Source organism: Pelagibacterium flavum, assembly GCF_025854335.1.
GTDB classification, from domain to species: domain Bacteria; phylum Pseudomonadota; class Alphaproteobacteria; order Rhizobiales; family Devosiaceae; genus Pelagibacterium; species Pelagibacterium flavum.
Map to the genome: position 1 here is coordinate 1489781 of NZ_CP107716.1, position 19123 is coordinate 1508903.

Annotated in this window: 16 protein-coding genes; 11 read left to right on the forward strand and 5 right to left on the reverse strand. The window is 60.8% G+C overall.

Features of this window, described 5'->3' with window-relative positions; all coding sequences use genetic code 11:
- Positions 1–39 precede the first annotated feature (39 nt).
- A complete protein-coding gene (locus OF122_RS07405) occupies positions 40–1218 on the forward strand; it encodes a BaiN/RdsA family NAD(P)/FAD-dependent oxidoreductase (RefSeq protein WP_264227133.1) in 1179 nt (392 codons plus the stop codon).
- On the opposite strand, the gene OF122_RS07410 is transcribed toward OF122_RS07405, so the two are convergent.
- Complete coding sequence (locus OF122_RS07410) at positions 1215–1433, reverse strand: hypothetical protein (protein ID WP_264227134.1); 219 nt, start codon at positions 1431–1433, stop codon at positions 1215–1217. The genes OF122_RS07405 and OF122_RS07410 overlap by 4 nt on opposite strands.
- Positions 1434–1752: 319 nt before the next feature.
- Here OF122_RS07410 and OF122_RS07415 point away from each other — a divergent pair, with 319 nt between their 5' ends.
- Entirely contained in the window at positions 1753–2901 is a 1149-nt protein-coding gene (locus OF122_RS07415; RefSeq protein WP_264227135.1) for a PRC-barrel domain-containing protein, read from the forward strand.
- A gap of 380 nt (positions 2902–3281) precedes the next feature.
- Here OF122_RS07415 and OF122_RS07420 read toward each other — a convergent pair whose 3' ends face one another.
- The 4 genes from OF122_RS07420 to OF122_RS07435 all read right to left on the reverse strand — a co-directional run bounded on the left by OF122_RS07420 (position 3282) and on the right by OF122_RS07435 (position 4928).
- A complete protein-coding gene (locus tag OF122_RS07420) occupies positions 3282–3716 on the reverse strand; it encodes a phage holin family protein (RefSeq protein WP_264227136.1) in 435 nt (144 codons plus the stop codon).
- An 11-nt stretch (positions 3717–3727) separates the two neighbouring features.
- On the reverse strand, positions 3728–4060 hold the full coding sequence (locus tag OF122_RS07425) for a DUF883 family protein (protein WP_264227137.1): 333 nt from the start codon (positions 4058–4060) through the stop codon (positions 3728–3730).
- 109 nt (positions 4061–4169) lie between these two features.
- Positions 4170–4727 carry a sigma-70 family RNA polymerase sigma factor gene (locus tag OF122_RS07430; RefSeq protein WP_264227138.1) on the reverse strand — a complete coding sequence of 186 codons (558 nt, stop codon included), beginning with the start codon at positions 4725–4727 and terminating at the stop codon, positions 4170–4172.
- Positions 4728–4736: 9 nt separating this feature from the next.
- Positions 4737–4928, reverse strand: a complete 192-nt coding sequence (locus tag OF122_RS07435; protein ID WP_264227139.1) for a NepR family anti-sigma factor — start codon at positions 4926–4928, stop codon at positions 4737–4739.
- A gap of 178 nt (positions 4929–5106) precedes the next feature.
- Here OF122_RS07435 and OF122_RS07440 point away from each other — a divergent pair, with 178 nt between their 5' ends.
- The 9 genes from OF122_RS07440 to glgX all read left to right on the forward strand — a co-directional run bounded on the left by OF122_RS07440 (position 5107) and on the right by glgX (position 18997).
- Positions 5107–5904, forward strand: a complete 798-nt coding sequence (locus OF122_RS07440; protein ID WP_264227140.1) for a response regulator — start codon at positions 5107–5109, stop codon at positions 5902–5904.
- A gap of 75 nt (positions 5905–5979) precedes the next feature.
- A complete protein-coding gene (locus OF122_RS07445) occupies positions 5980–6147 on the forward strand; it encodes a DUF1328 domain-containing protein (RefSeq protein ID WP_264227141.1) in 168 nt (55 codons plus the stop codon).
- Between the two features lie 87 nt (positions 6148–6234).
- Positions 6235–7242 carry a sensor histidine kinase gene (locus OF122_RS07450; protein ID WP_264227142.1) on the forward strand — a complete coding sequence of 336 codons (1008 nt, stop codon included), beginning with the start codon at positions 6235–6237 and terminating at the stop codon, positions 7240–7242.
- 400 nt (positions 7243–7642) lie between these two features.
- Positions 7643–10111 carry a glycogen/starch/alpha-glucan phosphorylase gene (locus tag OF122_RS07455; RefSeq protein WP_264227143.1) on the forward strand — a complete coding sequence of 823 codons (2469 nt, stop codon included), beginning with the start codon at positions 7643–7645 and terminating at the stop codon, positions 10109–10111.
- Between the two features lie 91 nt (positions 10112–10202).
- Positions 10203–12404: a 1,4-alpha-glucan branching protein GlgB gene (gene glgB, locus OF122_RS07460; protein WP_264227144.1), complete on the forward strand. Its 2202-nt coding sequence runs from the start codon at positions 10203–10205 to the stop codon at positions 12402–12404.
- 128 nt (positions 12405–12532) lie between these two features.
- On the forward strand, positions 12533–13804 hold the full coding sequence (gene glgC / locus OF122_RS07465; RefSeq protein WP_264227145.1) for a glucose-1-phosphate adenylyltransferase: 1272 nt from the start codon (positions 12533–12535) through the stop codon (positions 13802–13804).
- The gene (gene glgA, locus OF122_RS07470) at positions 13804–15246 is read left to right on the forward strand and encodes a glycogen synthase GlgA (RefSeq protein ID WP_264227630.1); all 1443 of its coding nucleotides are present in this window, start codon (positions 13804–13806) and stop codon (positions 15244–15246) included. Before glgC ends, glgA begins: the two co-directional genes overlap by 1 nt.
- Positions 15243–16874, forward strand: a complete 1632-nt coding sequence (locus OF122_RS07475) for an alpha-D-glucose phosphate-specific phosphoglucomutase (protein ID WP_264227146.1) — start codon at positions 15243–15245, stop codon at positions 16872–16874. The genes glgA and OF122_RS07475 overlap by 4 nt, the downstream gene beginning before the upstream one ends.
- Positions 16875–16978: 104 nt before the next feature.
- Complete coding sequence (gene glgX, locus OF122_RS07480; RefSeq protein ID WP_264227147.1) at positions 16979–18997, forward strand: glycogen debranching protein GlgX; 2019 nt, start codon at positions 16979–16981, stop codon at positions 18995–18997.
- Positions 18998–19123 lie beyond the last annotated feature (126 nt).

Here is a 19123-nt window from a genome sequence, read left to right on the forward strand (position 1 = left end):
GGTACCAACCGGGCGGGTGTTTCTTTGTAGCAGGGTATCATGCGTTCATTCGACGTCGTTGTGATCGGAGCGGGGGCCGCGGGCATGATGTGCGCCGCAACGGCCGGGCAACGCGGACGGTCGGTCCTGATTGTCGATCACGCCGAGGCGCCGGGCAAAAAGATACGCATTTCGGGCGGTGGGCGGTGCAATTTCACCAACATCCACACGACGCCGCAGTCGTTCCTTTCGCAAAACCCCAAATTCGCCATCTCGGCTTTGAAGCGCTACCGCCCGGCCGATTTCATCGGGCTGGTCGAACGCTACTGCATCGCCTATCACGAAAAAACGCTTGGCCAGCTCTTCTGTGACGGATCGGCCCAGCAGATCATCGACATGCTGCTCGATGAAATGAAGGCCGGCGGGGTGACACTGGAACTCGGTGTCGGCGCGGAAGCGATCGAGCGAACGGACAACGGCTACATCCTGCGGTTGCCGGACGGTCCGGTCACCTCCCCAGCACTGGTCATTGCCACGGGCGGTAAATCCATTCCCAAGATGGGCGCCACCGGTTTTGCCTATCAGGTTGCCACCCAGTTCAACGTTCCAATCGTTACGCCGCGCCCTGGCCTTGTGCCGCTTACTTTCGAGCCGGGCATGCTCGATCGCCTGCGAGGGCTGGCCGGTGTGTCGGTGGATGCACAGGTCAGCTACGGCAAGACGGTGTTCCGTGAGGGCCTGCTGTTTACCCATCGTGGACTGAGCGGGCCGTCGATCCTGCAGATCTCGTCCTATTGGCGGGAGGGGAATCCGGTGAGCGTCGATCTCGCGCCGCAAACCGATATCGGCCAGTGGTTGGCCGATGTGCGCACGCGCAACGGCAAGCAATCAGTGCTGAACGCACTTGCCGAATTGCTGCCCCGCCGCTTGGCCGAGCTTGTGATTGCTGAAACCGGCATTGCGGGCAATCTCGCCGATCTTGGGCGCAAGGGCATGGATGCGATTATCTCCGCCGTATCGGGCTGGCGTGTCAAACCGGTTGGTACGGAAGGCTATCGCACGGCCGAAGTCACGCTCGGCGGCATCGATACCGCCGCTCTGAGCTCAAAAGACATGCAGGTCAAAGCCGTACCCGGTCTCTACTTTATCGGTGAGGCTGTAGACGTCACCGGATGGCTCGGAGGCTATAACTTCCAATGGGCCTGGGCATCGGGCAAAGCCGCCGGACTGGCAATTTAGCCCGGACTGAGCACCGTATGGACGGTTCCCGCGACGTTGGCGAGGCGCAGATGCGCGCTCGATGGCGAGAGCTGGCTCGAGGCGAGCATGTAGCCGACCACGGCCAAGACGATGATCGCGAACCAACCGATGATAAACCCTCGTCGGTTGTAGCCCTTGATCGGGGCCGATGACCTCGGGCGGTCAGAGGTGCGGGCAAGGCTTGGGAAACTCATAAGTCACAAATCCGAGAGGGTGGACGTTAGCCTTGGTTATCGCTGGTCATTGTGCTGGGCCAATGGCGCAAACATGCCCAGATCAAGGCATTAGCGACACAATCGGGCCCGGTGCGAATATGGGTGATTCAAAAGAAACGAGCGGGCGTCCAATTGTGTTCCCAAGCCCGGAATCGTTATGGATTCTTGTTCCATTGGGGAACCAAGCGGGGGAGGCGACGTTCAAATCCCATGACGGCTGGAACACCGATCGGAGCATGAGTTGAGCCCCGCGGTCCCAGCCCGAGAACTTGAAACAAGCGATTTCAGGAGAAAACTAATGTATCGCAAGCTTCTTGCCTCGACCGCGCTCGCTCTGGTTGTTACCGGCGGCGCCTACGCTCAGGAAATGGCCCCGGCCGACCCGGCCATGGCCCCTGCGGACCCCGCGATGGAGGCGCCCGCAGAACCCGAAACTCCGCAGGAGCCTCTTGTTAGCGCTGCTGACACCGGCATCAATGCCGATGGCTGGCTGGCCACCGAAATCATCGGTGAAACCATCTACAATTCTACAGGTGACGATGCCGAAGCTATCGGCGACGTGAACGACTTCGTGCTTGATCAGAATGGCGAAATCGGCGCCGTCGTCGTCGGTGTGGGCGGGTTCCTTGGCATCGGCCAGAAGAGCGTCGCCATCAACTGGGCCGATCTTGAACTTGCCCAGGATATGGATGGCAACAATCGCCTGATCGCCAACATGACTCGTGAACAGCTGGAAAATGCTGCCGAGTTCGATCGTCAGGAATGGCTGGCCAGCGAGGCCGAGACAGCCGCCGAAATGGACGCTGGGGCTGGCGATGCAATGGCTCCCGCTCCTGCTGGCGACGCAATGGCACCCGCCGACCCGGCTGCGGACGCGATGGCGCTTGAGGAAGCACCGGCCGACGACGCCGCTGTGACTGAAGAGGTTGCTCCGGCCGAGGACGCTATGGCCAGCGAGGAAATAGCCCCGGCTGACGATGCGATGGCGAGCGAGGAAACGGCGCCTGCTGATGATGCCATGGCGAGTGAAGAACCCGCTCCTGCAGAAGATGCCATGGCCAGCGAGGAAGCACCGGCTGAAGCCGACGCTGCTGCTGCCAGTGATTTCGACAGCATGGAGGCGGTCGCAACCGCAGATATTTCGGCTGACGAGCTGACGGGTACGGCAGTTTACGGTGCGGGTGACGAGGAAATCGGCTCGATTGGTGACATCCTGCTTTCGGAAGATGGCACTGTAGATGCGGTCATCATCGACTTTGGTGGTTTTCTGGGCATCGGCACCAAGCCGGTTGCCGTGGCCTTCGATAACCTGACCTTCGTCCGCGATGAGAATGGCGGCCTGCTCTTGCGCACGCCGCTCACTGCGGAGGAGCTGGAAGCCGCTCCCGAGTATGACGAGGAAGCCTATCTTTCGGCGCCCGAGGACAACGCGCTGATCGTCGAATAGCACCCCATCACACGTGAGGGTTGAAAGGGCCGGCTGATAGCCGGCCCTTTTGCTATGGCGCAAGGAGAAAACCGCCGCTTCCAACGGCATGGCCATTGAGATGCCAAGAGCGAAAAGAATGGCCTTGTTTGTCTCGATGGCGGGGCGGTGGCCGTACCGCCGCCGAAATCGCCGGAGACCTGGCTCGCCCAACGCTGCCAAGACAGAGCTGCTTGAGAGCCTCGGGCAATTCCATCCAGCCCGACAAAGGGATTCGCAAAGATGCCGATCTGACGCGCGACAAGCTGTGCAAGCCCAATGCCTTGCCAATGATCGCTGAAGGGTAAAGATACAAAAAAGGCCGGTCGCTGAGACCGGCCTTCTCCTTGATGCGATACGCTCTAATCGTCGTCGTGATCGCCGCCCGATGTCCCGAAATACCAGCCAATAGCGATAGCAGCCACCGCTGGCCAGAACAGGGGACCCTTGGCGCGCGACGCGATCCGCAATCCGGCCGATGCGAGCGAAACAGTAGAGGCCATCATTGCGGTATTGGCTGCGTCACGGCGGCGTTCCTCCTTCTTTCGGTTGTTGCGCGCCACCACGATAGCCAGCGAAATGCCGGCGATTGCGATAAAGCCCGCGCCCATAAGCAGGGCAGCGCCCAGCGGGCTGGTTTCTTGGGCCAGCCAGATGTAGAGCGCCGAAATGAGAAAGCCGATGCCAACAAGGCCGATCAGTGCGATTACAGCATACACTGCAACCGACTGACCCATGGATCGGGCAGTCGAACTAACGCGGCCGGTTACAGCGGCGAAAGGTGCGGTCAGCGCCATGGCGCCGCTCCTTAAAGAATTTTGGAAAGAACGTAGCCGATGCCGGCCGCGATCAGCACCGACGAGATCGGCTTTTCGCGGATCATCGTCTTTAGTTCGCCCTCCGCGGCCTCGAAACTGTCCTGGACCTGCTCCAGCGTTTCTTCGCCCTTGCGTTCAGCGGATTTGCGGAGCCGGCGGGCTTCGGTCTTGGCTTCACCGGTGCGGTATTTGACGACATCGCCAAGGGTCGCGGTAATCGCGGCCACGTCTTCGCGCAGGGCTGCGATTTCAGCGTCCAGATCTTTTGCAGGATCGTCACTATCGGTCTTTGCTGTGCGGGCGGTTGTTGCGGCTCGGGCCATGATCGGCCTCCCATGTTGGAGTTGCACTCGCAACCCTAACGCGGGAACAAAAAAGAGGTTCCGGGCTCATCGCCCGGAACCCCCCGAATTTAGGCGGTTTGCGCCGTTTTCAGGCTGCGTTGGGGGAGGTGAGGTTCATTACCCCGACCGCGACGGCGTCGGGACCGAACTCTCCATCACCCTCGAGCTTGAGAATGGTTGCCAATTGTGTGCGGGCGCGGCTGACGCGGCTTTTGATTGTGCCTACGGCGCAATCGCAGATTTCGGCAGCTTCTTCGTAGGAAAAGCCCGACGCGCCAACCAGGATCAGGGCTTCGCGCTGATCTTCGGGGAGTTGGTTCACGGCCTTTTTGAAATCTTCCATATCGAGCCGACCGACCTGTTCGGGATGGCTCGACAGCTTTTCGGCCATTGCGCCTTCTGGATCGGATACTTCGCGCTTGCGCTTGCGCATCTGGCTGTAGAACTCGTTGCGCAGAATGGTAAAGAGCCAGCCCTTGAGATTGGTGCCGGGCGTGAATGACGATCGCTTGTCCCAGGCGCGCACCAGAGTCTCCTGCACCAGATCGTCGGCCTTGTCGGCTGCGCCGACAAGCGACATGGCAAAGGCACGCAAATTGGGAATTACGGCGAGAAGTTCGGCGCGGAAATCGTATGTATCTGACATGGCCGCCTCCTATTCGGACTTGGGCTTGTCATCGTCTCCGAGCTTGCCAAGTAGCTCAAGCAGACGATCGGGAACCGGCTCTGCGACGACATCGTCGTAGAGTTCGCGTAGCTTGAGCCCAATGAAGGCCTGGGAATCGGCCCCCAGGCTCGGCTTGTCTTCGCCCTCACGGACCTTTTCGTCCTGATCTTCACTGGTCATGATCTTACTGCTGAGTTGCGTCACGTTTACCCCACAAAGCGACTTCTTGTTGGCTCCGGAAACGCCAGGAGTCAAAAAAAGTTCCATCGTTGCGGAACTTTTTGTCAAAGGCCCCGTTATCGGTCCATTGTCGCTGCTTGCGCGTCAAGCGAGACGACTATGCGAGGGAGCTATATTTATGAATCTTGCTGAGTTGATTGCGCCGCACATTCCGTATCTGAGGCGTTTTGCGCGGTCGTTGACCGGTAGCCAGTCGAGCGGCGACGCCTATGTGTCGGCCACGCTAGAGGCTCTAGTTGCCGACAGGTCGATTTTTCCGTCCGACCTGGACTCAAAGGTCGCTCTTTACAAAGTCTTTTCCCAGCTCTGGAAATCGGTCGATATCAATCTTGCTGACCTGCCGCCAGCCGCTCATGCATGGGAAGAGCAGGCGCGCAGGAGCCTACGCGCAATCGCGCCCTTGCCGCGCCAGGCGTTCCTTCTGATGGCGGTCGAGCGGTTTTCAAATGCGGAAGGCGCGGAAATTCTCGGTGTGACCGAGGTTGAGTTTGCCGACCTCATCGAGACGGCTTCGACGGAAATGGCTCGCCAGGTGGCGACGACCGTCCTCATCATTGAAGATGAACCGCTGATTGCTATGGATATCGAGCAAATGGTCGAAGCGCTGGGCCATTCGGTGACTGGCGTCGCGCGGACCCACAAGGAAGCCTTGGAGCTTTTCAATCAGCGCCGTCCCGGCCTGGTCCTTGCCGATATTCAGTTGGCCGATGGAAGCTCGGGCATTGATGCCGTCAACGATATGCTGCGCTCGGCCAGCGTGCCGGTCATCTTCATTACGGCGTTTCCAGAACGGCTCCTGACGGGTGAACGTCCGGAACCGGCTTTCCTGGTCACCAAACCCTTCCAGCCCGACATGGTCAAAGCACTGGTCAGCCAGGTGCTGTTCTTTTCCGAACAAATGGAACAGGCGGCCTAAATCGGTGAGGCGCCGGAACCACCCGGCGCCCCGGTTCGTTCTCCCAAAAGTTCAGTATTTATGGGAGTACGGTCCATGCTCGGTTGGGCACTTGCATTTCTTGTAATAGCTATCATTGCCGGCGTTCTCGGATTTGGCGGGATCGCTGGGGCAGCATCTTCGATCGCGCAGATTCTGTTCTTTGTATTTCTCATCGCAATGGTTATTGGTCTCGTCATAGGTTGGGGTCGGCGAGCACGTTAGCCGCCCCGTGCCGGGGCAAAGATCGGGCCACCCGCCGGGGTGGTTTAAGTGGGGCTTGTGGAACACTCGGACAAACATGCATCGTCTATGAAGGGCCAGGACAACGGAAAGTCAGGAGAGGGCACCTATGAAAGCTCTCGCCGCTTCGCGTTCGCCATGCGCGCCCTCAGTCGAACGCCGGTGTCGCTAAGTTATCAGAACCGCGATCTGCGCTATGAGTGGGCGGAAAACCTTCCCGCCGGCATCGAGTTGAACGATGTGCTGGGATATACCGATGCCGATTTTCTGCCCCGGTTGGCCGCCGAGCGTCTGCGTGTCACCAAACTTCATGTTATCGAGACCCGGGAGCCGCAACGCTTCGAATTGCCCGTGAATATTGGCGGCGAGGTGCGCTGGTTCGACATCTGGATCGATCCCGACCTCGACCCTTCCGGCCTGGCCATGGGGGTCTATTCCACAATCATAGACGTCAGCGCCCAAAAGCGCCGCGAGGTCCAGCTCAAGAACCTGTTGCGCGAGGTCAGCCATCGCTCACGCAATCTGCTGGCGATTGTCTTGTCGCTCGCCTCCCAGACAGCCCGCAGCGCGACCAGCGTTCCCGCTTTCGTTACAGCGTTTTCCGGTCGGCTCCAGGCTATCGCCCGAGCCCAGGATCTCATTACTGATCGGGACTGGCAGGGGGCGCTGCTGAGCGATCTGATATCGCGCCAGATCGCGCTGTTTCATCGCGACAATGCGCTTCCGGTGGAGCTCAAGGGTGATGACCTGGTTGTTTCGCCCAACGCGGCTCTCTATGTCGGCCTCGCAATTCACGAGCTTGCCTCAAATGCCGTGCGAAATGGCCAATTGTATCCGGGCGACGGCGCCATTCACGTGGCTTTCAGCGTGGAGCCGCGTTCCGATGGTGGGCGCAATCTGATTGTCAAATGGACCGAACGGCTGGGTGCCGGATCGACGGCGCACGAGGTTGAACCTCTGACCCGCAAATTTCTCGAAAGCGTGGTGCCGCTGGCTGTCGACGGGATGGGCGAGCTTGCCGTCAACGGCGGCCGCGTGGATTACGCCTTGCGTATCGACGGCAACCACATCACCTGATCACAAAGTCTTTTGGAAACGCGCCTCAAAACGAGGAAAGACCGGGAAGCCTTTTGGGCTCCCGGCCTTTCTGATAGCGAAAGCGCTTGGGGGAAACGCATTCGCGTTACCCATTAATGCGAGCCGCTCAAATTGGTTCCGGCGTGTGCACAAAAAAAGAGGATCGCCGGGCAGCAATCCTCTTAGGGTCAGGGCTTGGCACGATGAAGGTAGGGGCGCCTCCATCGGCTTTTCCTAAAACGCGCCGGCCCGCCGCTGGTTCCATCGACGCCCGTTATTTGTTCAACCATGTTGAAGGCACATGGACGCCATGACGCTAAAGGTGCTGGAAAGCGGCCGGAACTCGTGCAACACTGAACTTCTCTGAGGGGAGGAACAGACATGAACCATGGGTTGCGATATGCCGCAAAAGCCAATCGTTTACGACGCCCCCACCCCTCAGCCGCGGGCCAGCGATGCTGAAACGCTTCGTAACGAAATCCTCGAAAAGCTGACCTATGCCGTCGGTAAGGATCCGATTGTCGCGCGCCGAACGGACTGGTTGACTGCGACCATTCTGACCATTCGCGACCGGATCATCGATCAGTGGATGGAATCGACGCGCGACACGTGGCGGACATCGCAAAAACGCGTCTATTATCTCAGCCTTGAATTTCTGATCGGCCGCCTGATGCGCGATGCCGTGTCCAATCTGGGCATGATGGAGCCGGTGCGTGAAGCGCTGGCCTCGTTCAATGTCGACCTTGATGAATTGATCGAACGCGAGCCCGATGCGGCTCTCGGCAATGGCGGTCTTGGCCGTTTGGCCGCGTGTTTTCTGGAATCGATGTCCACCGTCAAGGTTCCCGCTTATGGCTATGGCATCCGCTATGTCCACGGGCTTTTCCGCCAGGAAATGAGCGATGGCTGGCAGGTGGAATTGCCCGAGGACTGGCTTGCGCACGGCAATCCATGGGAATTCGAGCGGCGCGAAAGTGCCTATGAGATCGGGTTTGGCGGCTCTGTCGAACCGGTCACCCAGCCTGACGGCAGCGTGCGGCAGGTCTGGCATCCGGCCGAGCATCTCAACGCCGTGGCCTTCGATACGCCGGTGGTGGGTTGGCGCGGCGCGCGGGTGAATACTCTGCGCCTGTGGAGCGCCCAGCCGATCGATCCGCTGCTGCTCGACCGCTTCAACTCGGGCGATCATATCGGCGCGCTGGAGGAAAGCGCGAAGGCGGTTTCCATCACGCGGGTGCTCTATCCCGCCGATTCGACGCCCGCCGGTCAGGAATTGCGGCTGCGGCAGGAGTTCTTCTTTTCCTCGGCCTCGCTGCAGGACATTGTGCGCCGCCATCTGCAGCAATATGGTGATCTGGGCTCGCTCCCCGACAAGGTGGCCATCCAGCTCAACGACACCCATCCGGCGATTTCGATTGCCGAGATGATGCGTATCCTGATGGACGTGCAGGGACTGGCCTGGAACGAAGCGTGGAAGTTGACCAAGGCCATCTTCTCTTACACCAACCACACATTGTTGCCCGAGGCGCTGGAAACCTGGCCCGTGGCGCTGCTCGAGCGGCTGTTGCCGCGCCAGATGCAGATTGCCTACGCGATCAACGCCATGGTGCTCGAGGAAGCGCGCGAAAAGGGGCTCGACGACTCCCGGATCGCGGCGATCTCGCTGATTGACGAAAACGGCGGGCGTCGGCTGCGCATGGGGCAATTGGCATTCGTCGGGTCCCATTCCATCAACGGCGTTTCCGCGCTTCATACCGAATTGATGAAGCAGACGGTGTTTGCCGATCTGCACAAACTCTATCCCGAGCGCATCAATAACAAGACCAATGGCGTCACGCCACGCCGCTGGCTGATGCAGTGCAATCCTGCACTGACCAAGCTGATTTCCGAGCGTATCGGGCCCGAATTCCGGGATGATATCGAGCAATTGATCAAGCTCGATGTGCATGCCGAGGACAAATCGTTCCAGGATCAGTTCGCCGCCGTCAAACGCGGCAACAAGGAACGGCTTGCGGCGCTCATCAAGGAGCGGGCGGGCGTTACGGTTTCGCCCGACGCGCTGTTTGATATCCAGATCAAGCGCATTCATGAATACAAGCGCCAGCTGCTCAACATCATGGAAGCAGTAGCGCAGTACAACATGATCCGCGCCCATCCCGAAAAGCGCTGGGTGCCGCGGGTCAAGGTGTTCGCGGGCAAGGCGGCGCCGAGTTACTGGAACGCCAAGCTCATCATCAAGCTCATCAACGACGTTGCCAAGGTCATCAACAACGACCCGGCGGTGCGGGGGCTTTTGAAGGTGGTGTTCCTGCCCAATTACAACGTGTCGCTGGCGGAAACGATTATTCCGGCTGCCGATCTGTCCGAGCAGATTTCGACTGCCGGCATGGAAGCGTCGGGGACCGGGAACATGAAGTTCGCGCTCAACGGGGCGTTGACCATCGGGACGATGGATGGCGCGAATGTCGAGATGCGTGAGCGGTTAGGCCCTGAAAACATTGTGATTTTCGGGATGACGGCTGATGAGGTCGATGACGTTCGGGCTCAGAACCGTTCGCCGCGCGAGACGATCGAGGCGAGCCAGTCGCTGCGTGAAGTGATCGAGGCCATCGGGTCGGGCGTGTTTTCCCCGGACGACCGGGCACGCTATCGCGGCCTGATGGACGGGCTTTACGATCATGACTGGTTCATGGTGGCGCGCGACTTCGACGCGTACTGCGCGGCCCAGCGCAAGGTCGATACTTTCTGGAATGACCGCAAGGTCTGGAATGCCATGGCGATCCGCAATACGGCGCGAATGGCCTGGTTTTCCTCGGATCGCACGATCCGCGAATATGCCGATGACATCTGGGGAGCACCGCACATCTGACGATTTGACTGCGGGACGCCGGAACTGGGGGGTCCCCGGCGGGTTCATTACAAGAGGCTGATGCGTTGACATCAGAGGGGGAGTAGAACACTTGGCGAAAAAGCAGTCCGACTGGCAGGCCGATCCCAAACAGATCGCGCGCGTGGTGAACGGCCAGCACGATGATCCGTTCGCGATCCTGGGGCTACATGAGAGTGACGGCCAATGGATCGCCCGTGCACTCGTGCCCCACGCCCAATGGACCGAGGTGCGCACGCTCGACGGCAAGTCCTTGGGAAAGCTCGAAAAAAGGGACGATGCGGGATTTTTCGAAGGCCGTGTGGCCATAGACCGTTTTCAGCCCGTAATCTACCACGCCGGCAATGAAGGGGGAGAGTGGGACGTCGTCGATCCCTATTCCTTCGGCCCGGTGCTTGGCCCGATGGACGATTATTACATCGGCGAAGGATCCCATCTGCGCCTGTTCGACAAGATGGGCGCCCATTTCATGACATTCGAGGGGGTGGAGGGCACCCATTTTGCCGTCTGGGCGCCAAACGCGCAGCGGGTTTCGGTGGTGGGCTCGTTCAACGATTGGGACGGGCGGCGCCATGTCATGCGGCTGCGCAAAGAAATCGGGATCTGGGAGATATTCCTGCCCGGTGTTCAGCCCGGCGCTCAATACAAATACGAAATCATCGGCAAGGCGGGAAACCTGCTGCCGCTCAAGGCCGACCCCTACGCGCAGCAATCGGAATTGCGGCCCAGGACGGCCTCGGTGGTTGCCGATCCGACGCCCTTTGCCTGGACCGACGACGCTTACATGGAAGCGCGCAAATCGCGCGATTACCGCCGCGAGCCGATGAGCGTTTACGAGGTTCATCTTGGCTCCTGGCGCAAGCGGCCCGATGGCGGGTTCCTGAGCTATGACCAGCTTGCCGAGCAATTGGTGCCCTATGCCGCCGATATGGGATTTACCCACATCGAATTGCTGCCGATCACCGAGCATCCCTACGACCCGAGCTGGGGGTATCAGCCGACGGGGCTTTACGCGCCCACCGCGCGGTTCGGCGACCCGGCGGGATTTGCCCGGTTCGTCGATGCGGCGCACAATGCCGGGTTGGGGATCATTCTCGATTGGGTGCCCGCGCACTTTCCCACCGATGAGCATGGACTGGCCAATTTCGACGGCACGGCGCTCTATGAGCATGCCGATCCGCGTCAGGGCTATCACCCGGACTGGAACACGGCGATCTACAATTTCGGGCGCAAGGAAGTCTCGAGCTTTCTCACCAACAATGCGCTCTACTGGCTGGAAAAATTCCACATCGACGGGCTGCGCGTCGATGCGGTCGCATCGATGCTCTATCTCGATTATTCGCGCCAGCCGGGCCAATGGGTGCCCAACAAGCATGGCGGCAACGAGAACATCGAAGCCATAGCCTTTCTCCAGCGCGTCAATGCCGAAACCTACGGCCAGCACCCGGGCACCTTTACCGCCGCCGAGGAATCGACGAGCTGGCCGGGAGTAACCGCGCCGACCTACGCCAAGGGGCTGGGGTTCGGGTTCAAGTGGAACATGGGGTTCATGAACGACACGCTGCGCTACATGCAGCGCGAGCCGATCCATCGCCGCTTCCACCACCACGATCTGAGCTTCGGGCTGCTCTACGCGTTTTCGGAGAATTTTACCCTGCCCCTCAGCCATGACGAGGTGGTGCATGGCAAGGGATCGCTGCTTGCCAAGATGCCGGGCGACGACTGGCAGAAGTTCGCCAACCTGCGCGCTTACTACGCCTTCATGTGGGGCTATCCAGGCAAGAAGCTGTTGTTCATGGGCCAGGAATTCGCCCAGCGCGAGGAGTGGAACGAGGCTCAGGCGCTCGATTGGTGGCTGCTGGACGCGCCATCGCATGAGGGGGTGCGGCGTCTCGTGTCCGATCTCAACACCGTCTATCGCGAACTGCCGGCGCTGCACGGGCGCGATTGCGAGCCCGAGGGGTTCGAGTGGATCATCGCCAACGATCACGCCAACTCGGTGCTCGCCTGGGTGCGCAAGGCGCCCGACGCCGCTCCTGTGGTGGTCATCACAAATCTGACACCGGTTCCGCGCGAAAAATACCGCCTGCCGATGCCCGCGGCGGGGCGCTGGATCGAGCGCATCAACACCGATGCGGGTTGGTACGCGGGTTCCAATACGGGCAATCAAGGTGTGGTCAATGCAACCGAAGGAAACGAGTTCGGTTATCCGGCAACCGCAGAGATCGTTCTGCCGCCGCTATCGACCCTCATCCTGCAATTTGAACCGGGATAGGCGCTAACAATTGGCGATCGTGCGGTCGAACCGGAAAAGTCTGCAACTTTTGCTGACCGCACTCAAAGAAAAAGAATGCAAACGCTGCCGGAGAGGGACCAGCCGGAGGCGCAACAAAGGAGAGGAACATGGTCACCAAGAAGAACCCTGCGCCGCTTGCGCGTGACGCCATGGCCTATGTCCTGGCGGGCGGACGCGGCACGCGCCTGATGGAATTGACGGACCGACGTGCCAAGCCTGCGGTGTATTTCGGGGGGAAGTCACGCATTATCGATTTTGCGTTATCGAATGCCATCAATTCGGGCATTCGCCGGATTTCGGTGGCCACCCAATATCAGGCGCACAGCCTGATCCGGCATCTGCAGCGCGGCTGGAACTTCCTGCGCACCGAGCGTAACGAGAGCTTCGACATTCTGCCGGCCAGCCAGCGGGTGGCCGAGGACATGTGGTATGCGGGCACGGCGGACGCGGTTTACCAGAACATCGATATCATCGACGACTACAACACCAAGTACATCGTCATCCTGGCCGGCGACCACGTCTATAAGATGGATTACGAGATCATGCTGCGCCAGCATGTCGATACCGGCGCGGACGTCACCGTGGGGTGTCTCGAGGTGCCCTCCAGCGAGGCCTCGGCGTTCGGGGTGATGCATGTGGACGGGCGCGACCGGATCGTCGAGTTCATGGAAAAGCCCAAGGACCCGCCCTCGATTCCCGACAAGCCAGGCATCTCGCTGGCCTCGATGGGCATTTACGTGTTCGAGACCAAGTTCCTGATGGATCAATTGCGCCGCGACGCTGCGACGGAAGGCTCGAGCCGCGATTTCGGCAAGGACATCATCCCTCATATCGTTGCCAAGGGCACCGCATGGGCGCACCGGTTTCCGCGCTCCTGCGTGCGCTCCGAGTACGAGCAGGTTTCCTACTGGAAGGATGTGGGGACGATCGACGCTTATTGGGAAGCCAATATCGATCTGACCGACATCACCCCCCAGCTCGATCTCTACGACCGCGAATGGCCGGTCTGGACCCATGCCGAGATCACGCCGCCCGCCAAATTCGTCCACGATATCGATGGACGACGCGGGCATGCGATCTCCTCGCTTGTGTCGGGTGACTGTATCGTTTCCGGCGCTCAGTTGCGGCGCACGCTGCTGGGGACGGGCGCACGGGTCAATTCCTATTCCGAGCTCAACGAGGCGGTGGTCCTGCCCCAATGCACGATCGGGCGCGGGGTGCGGCTCAACAAGGTCGTGGTCGATGCACGGGTGGAAATTCCCGAAGGGCTCGTGGTCGGAGAGGACCCTGAATTCGACGCGAAATGGTTCCGCCGCACCGAAAGCGGCGTTACGCTCATCACCCAACCCATGATCAACCGGTATCTTTCTTCGAAATGATGGACGTTCTTTCGGTCACATCCGAAATCTACCCGCTGGTCAAAACCGGGGGGCTGGCCGATGTGGCCGGGGCGCTGCCGGCGGCGCTGGCCGATCACGACATCGCCATGCGCACGCTGGTGCCCGGCTATCCGCAGGTCAAGGCCGCTATCAAACGCGGCCGGACGGTCGCAACGTTTGACGATCTGTTCGGCGGGCCCGCCGAACTGATCGCGGCGCGGGTGGCGGGGCTCGATCTGATCGTGCTCGATGCAAGGCACCTGTTCGAGCGAACGGGTGGCATTTATGTGGACCAGGCGGGCGCCGACTGGACAGACAACTGGCAGCGTTATGCGGCGCTCTCATGGGTGGCGGCGGAGCTGGCCAAGGGGCTGGTCGAGGGCTACCGGCCCTCGATCATCCACGCCCATGACTGGCAGGCCGCCATGGCGGCGGCCTATGTGGCGTTCGGCGGCGACACGCACACGCGGGTGATCGTGACCATCCACAACATCGCCTTTCAGGGCCAGTTCGGGGCCGATATCTTTCCCCATCTGCGGCTGCCCGCACAGGCTTTCGATATGTCGGGGGTCGAGTATTACGGCGGAGTTGGGTTCTTAAAGGGCGGGCTGCGCTGCGCCCATGCCATCACCACGGTCAGTCCGACTTACGCTCGGGAAATCCGCACGCCGGAATACGGCATGGGGCTCGAAGGGTTGCTCAATGAGCGCGGGCACGATCTTTACGGCATTCTCAACGGGATCGACGATGCGGCCTGGAACCCGCAGACCGATCCTGAACTGCCGGCCCATTATGCGGCGGCCAACATAAGGCCGCGCGCCACGAACCGCGCGGTGCTGGCCGAGCGCTTCGGGATCGAGCCGGGCGAGGGGCCGCTGTTCGGGCTGGTGTCGCGGCTGACCTGGCAGAAGGGCATCGATATCGTTGCCGAAAATGTCGATTGGCTGGTCTCGCTGGGCGGTTCTCTGGCGGTGCTGGGGTCGGGCGACGCGCTGCTCGAAGCGGCGATGAGCGATGCGGCGGCGCGCCATCCGGGACGGGTTGGGTTCGTGCGCGGCTATGACGAGCCGCTCTCGCACCTGATGCAGGGCGGAGCCGATGTGCTCATGGTGCCTTCGCGGTTCGAGCCATGCGGGCTGACCCAGCTTTATGGTCTGCGTTATGGCGCGGTGCCGCTGGTCAGCCGGGTCGGCGGGCTGGCCGATACGGTGATCGACGCCAATGAGGCGGCGGTGGAAGCGCGCGTGGCGACCGGCGTGCAGTTTTCCCCGGTCGACGGGCCGGCGCTGGGCGAAGCGATTTCGCGCACCGTCTCGCTGCATCAACGGCCCGATATCTGGTCACGCATGCAGCGCAAGGGCATGAAGACCGACGTTTCCTGGACCAACAGCGCCGGCAAATATGCCGGTCTCTATCAAAAGATTCTGGGGGAAGCCCAATGAGCATCCGGACTGTCGCCACCACGCCGTTTTCCGATCAGAAGCCGGGGACATCGGGGCTGCGCAAGCGGGTCACGCATTTCCAGCAACCCAACTACGTTGAAAATTTCATCCAGTCGCTGTTCGATAGCCTGCCGGGCCGGGAAGGGCAGACGCTGGTGATCGGCGGGGACGGGCGCTATTTCAACGACAGCGTCATCCAGATCGCCATTCGCATGGCGGCGGCGAACGGGTTCGGCAAGGTGATGGTCGGGCAGGGGGGGATTTTATCGACCCCGGCCGCCTCGCACATCATCCGCCACTACAAGGCGTTTGGCGGGCTCGTCTTGTCGGCCAGCCACAATCCGGGCGGGCCGGACGGCGATTTCGGCATCAAATACAACGCCTCCAATGGCGGGCCGGCGGCTGAAAAGATCACCGATGCGGTCTATGCGCGATCCTTGGAAATCACCCGATACAAGAGCGTGGATACGCCCGATATCGATCTGGGGCAGATCGGCGTGCATGACGTTGCGGGGATGAGCGTCGAGGTGATCGACCCCGTGGCCGACTATGCGGCGCTTATGGAAACGCTGTTCGATTTCGACGCGATCGCGGCGATGTTCGCCGCCGGGTTCACCATGCGGTTCGACGCCATGCATGCGGTGACCGGGCCTTATGCCAGGGCGATCATCGAGGGACGGCTGGGCGCTGCAGAGGGGACCGTGGTGAACGGCACCCCGCTGCCCGATTTCGGTGGCGGGCATCCCGACCCGAACCTGGTTTATGCCAAGGACCTTTACGATCTGATGATGGGCCCGGATGCGCCCGATTTCGGCGCGGCATCGGATGGCGACGGGGATCGCAATCTGATCATCGGCAAAAACCGGTTCGTGACGCCTTCGGATTCACTGGCGCTGCTGGCGGCCAATGCGCATCTGGCGCCCGGATATGCCAGGGGGCTGGCAGGGATTGCGCGGTCCATGCCGACCAGCGCGGCGGCGGACCGGGTGGCCCATCGGCTGGGGATCAAGCTCTACGAGACGCCCACGGGCTGGAAATTCTTCGGCAATCTGCTCGACGCCGGGCAGGTGACGATCTGTGGCGAGGAAAGCGCGGGGACCGGGTCGGACCATGTGCGCGAAAAGGACGGGCTGTGGGCCGTGCTGCTCTGGCTCAACATTCTGGCGGCGCGCAAGCAGGGTGTCGATGAGATCGTGCGCGAGCATTGGGCGACCTACGGGCGCAATTATTATTCGCGGCACGATTACGAAGAGGTCGATGCCGATAACGCCAAGGCGCTGATGACGGATCTGCGCACCAAGCTGCCGGGGCTTCTGGCCAACGGGCTGGATGGGCGCAAGGTGATCCTTGCCGACGATTTTTCCTACAATGATCCGGTGGATGGTTCGACCGCCACGGGGCAGGGGCTGCGGATCGGGTTCGACGACGGATCGCGCATTGTGTTCCGGCTTTCGGGAACCGGAACGGTCGGAGCGACTTTACGGGTTTACATCGAGCGGTTCGAGCCCAGCGACGGCATGCATGACAGGGATACCCAGGAGGCTCTTGCCGACCTGATCGCACTGGCCGATGTTGTTGCCGAGATCAAGGCGCGAACCGGCCGCGATGCACCAAGTGTGATTACCTAGAGCCGATCCGGCCCGGATCACGCTCCAGGTCCTTATTTTCTCGCGCGATCGAACCGAAAAAGTCTACAACTTTTTCTGATCGCACTTTGACAGAAAGCCCGTCGATGTCCCCAGATAAAAAGCCTGCCTCGCCCGCGCCGCTTGGTGCGACGGTGACCGAAAAAGGTGTGGCGTTCGGCGTCTATTCGGAAACCGCCGAAAAGATCTGGGTGTGCCTGTTCGACGATCAGGACGAAGAGACCGATCGGGTCGAGATGAGCCGGGGTGAGGGCAATCGCTGGTCGGTGGATATCGAGGGGATCGGGGCCGGCGCCAGCTATGGGCTGCGGGCCGATGGGCGGTACGATCCGGCGCAGGGGCATTATTTCGATCCCAACAAGCTTCTGGTCGACCCTTACGCGCGGCGGATCGACAGGACGTTCGTGCGCAGCCCCAAATTGCGGCTGGCGCGCGACGAGTCAGTCGATACCGCGCCACTGGTGCCCAAGGCGCTGGTGCAGGGGGCGGTGGCCGATATCGAGTTCAAGCCCGATCACACCCGCCCGAACCTGATCTATGAGCTCAATGTCCGCCCTTTCACCATGCGCCATCCGTCGGTGCAGGGGCCGCTGCGGGGCACGCTGGCGGGGATGACGACGAGCTATGTCATCGAGCATCTGCAACATATCGGCGTCGATGTGGTCGAGTTGATGCCGATTGCCGGGTGGATCGATGACGGGCATCTGCCCTCGCTGGGGCTGACCAATGTGTGGGGATATAACCCCATCACCTATTTCGCCACCGACCCGCGGATCATTCCGCGCGGGCCGCAATCGCTGCGGCATATGGTCGAGACCTATCGCGAGGCGGGGATCAGGGTGGTGCTCGATGTGGTTTACAACCACACGGGCGAAGGGGATTCCCAGGGGCCGGTCATTTCGATGAAGGGGCTGGATGCGCTGACTTATTACCGCCATGTCGAAGTCGATGGCGCGATGGAACTGGTCAATGATGCGGGCACCGGCAACACGCTGCGGTGCGACCATCCGGCGGTGCAGGACCTGGTGATCGACAGCTTGCGTTACTGGGTGACCGAATTCGGGATCGCCGGGTTCCGGTTCGACCTGGCGACGGTTCTGGGACGTTCACTGGACGGGTTCTCGAGCGATGCGGAATTGCTCGAGCGGATCCGCACCGACAATATCCTGAAAGATTGCCTGTTGATCGCAGAGCCCTGGGACCCCGGGCCGGGGGGATATCATGTGGGCAAGTTCGGCGAACCGTTCATCGAATGGAACGATCAGTACCGCGATATCGTGCGGAAATTCTGGCGGGGCGAGGATCACATGATCGGGGCCCTGGCGGGCAAGGTCGCGGGATCGGCCGACCAGTTCAACCATGATGGGCGCAAGCCCTCGGCGAGCGTCAATTTCCTTGCCGCCCATGACGGGTTCACGCTGGCCGACCTGGTTGCCTATGAGCACAAGCACAATGAGGCCAACGGGGAAGACAATCGCGACGGGCACGACGCCAACTATTCATGGAACAACGGCGCCGAGGGCGAGACCGATGACGAGGCGATCAATACGGCACGCCGCAACGACATAAGAGCTTTGCTGGCCACGCTTTTTGTCTCGCATGGTTCACTGATGCTGACCGCCGGCGACGAGTTCGGCCGCACGCAGGGCGGCAACAACAACGCCTATGCGCAGGACAATGAAATCACCTGGCTGGACTGGGAAAACGCCGATGGCGATCTGGTCAATTTCGTTGCTGCACTCTCGGAGATGCGTCGCAACCATCCGGGCTTCCGCAGCGACAAATTCCTGACCGGGGAAAAGAGCGATGGGTACAAGGATGTCATGTGGGTCCGGCCCGACGGGGCCGAAATGACCGAAGAGGACTGGAAGCGACCAAATGGAAGCGTTCTAGGCATGTTCCTGCATGAAGCAGGCGAGATTTTGCTGGTCTGGTTCAACAGGCTGCGCGAGGAAATCGAGGTCGTCCTGCCCCCTGAAAAGGGGCTTAGCTTCGAGGTTGCCCTCGTATCGGCGATCGATGCTGAAATCGTCATCGAAAATTCCCGCCTGACCCTGCCGCCCCGCAGCGTCGTGATTCTGGCGCACACGAACGGCAAATCCTGAGGGCCGCCAAGTCTTCGGACCCATCGAAACCCGGTCATTGGCGGCCCAAACAGGGTTGTCGATTGTAGAAATGCTGCTGGACCCCGGGAACAAGCCCCGGGGTGACAGGGAGGGGGTATGGAGACG

Bases quoted from the DNA above. Each gene is read 5' to 3' on its own strand.
- OF122_RS07405 (WP_264227133.1), top strand. From the start codon at position 40: ATGCGTTCATTCGACGTCGTTGTGATCGGAGCGGGGGCCGCGGGCATG.
- OF122_RS07410 (WP_264227134.1), bottom strand. From the start codon at position 1,433: ATGAGTTTCCCAAGCCTTGCCCGCACCTCTGACCGCCCGAGGTCATCG.
- OF122_RS07415 (WP_264227135.1), top strand. From the start codon at position 1,753: ATGTATCGCAAGCTTCTTGCCTCGACCGCGCTCGCTCTGGTTGTTACC.
- OF122_RS07420 (WP_264227136.1), bottom strand. From the start codon at position 3,716: ATGGCGCTGACCGCACCTTTCGCCGCTGTAACCGGCCGCGTTAGTTCG.
- OF122_RS07425 (WP_264227137.1), bottom strand. From the start codon at position 4,060: ATGGCCCGAGCCGCAACAACCGCCCGCACAGCAAAGACCGATAGTGAC.
- OF122_RS07430 (WP_264227138.1), bottom strand. From the start codon at position 4,727: ATGTCAGATACATACGATTTCCGCGCCGAACTTCTCGCCGTAATTCCC.
- OF122_RS07435 (WP_264227139.1), bottom strand. From the start codon at position 4,928: ATGACCAGTGAAGATCAGGACGAAAAGGTCCGTGAGGGCGAAGACAAG.
- OF122_RS07440 (WP_264227140.1), top strand. From the start codon at position 5,107: ATGAATCTTGCTGAGTTGATTGCGCCGCACATTCCGTATCTGAGGCGT.
- OF122_RS07445 (WP_264227141.1), top strand. From the start codon at position 5,980: ATGCTCGGTTGGGCACTTGCATTTCTTGTAATAGCTATCATTGCCGGC.
- OF122_RS07450 (WP_264227142.1), top strand. From the start codon at position 6,235: ATGAAGGGCCAGGACAACGGAAAGTCAGGAGAGGGCACCTATGAAAGC.
- OF122_RS07455 (WP_264227143.1), top strand. From the start codon at position 7,643: ATGCCGCAAAAGCCAATCGTTTACGACGCCCCCACCCCTCAGCCGCGG.
- glgC (WP_264227145.1), top strand. From the start codon at position 12,533: ATGGTCACCAAGAAGAACCCTGCGCCGCTTGCGCGTGACGCCATGGCC.
- glgA (WP_264227630.1), top strand. From the start codon at position 13,804: ATGGACGTTCTTTCGGTCACATCCGAAATCTACCCGCTGGTCAAAACC.
- OF122_RS07475 (WP_264227146.1), top strand. From the start codon at position 15,243: ATGAGCATCCGGACTGTCGCCACCACGCCGTTTTCCGATCAGAAGCCG.
- glgX (WP_264227147.1), top strand. From the start codon at position 16,979: ATGTCCCCAGATAAAAAGCCTGCCTCGCCCGCGCCGCTTGGTGCGACG.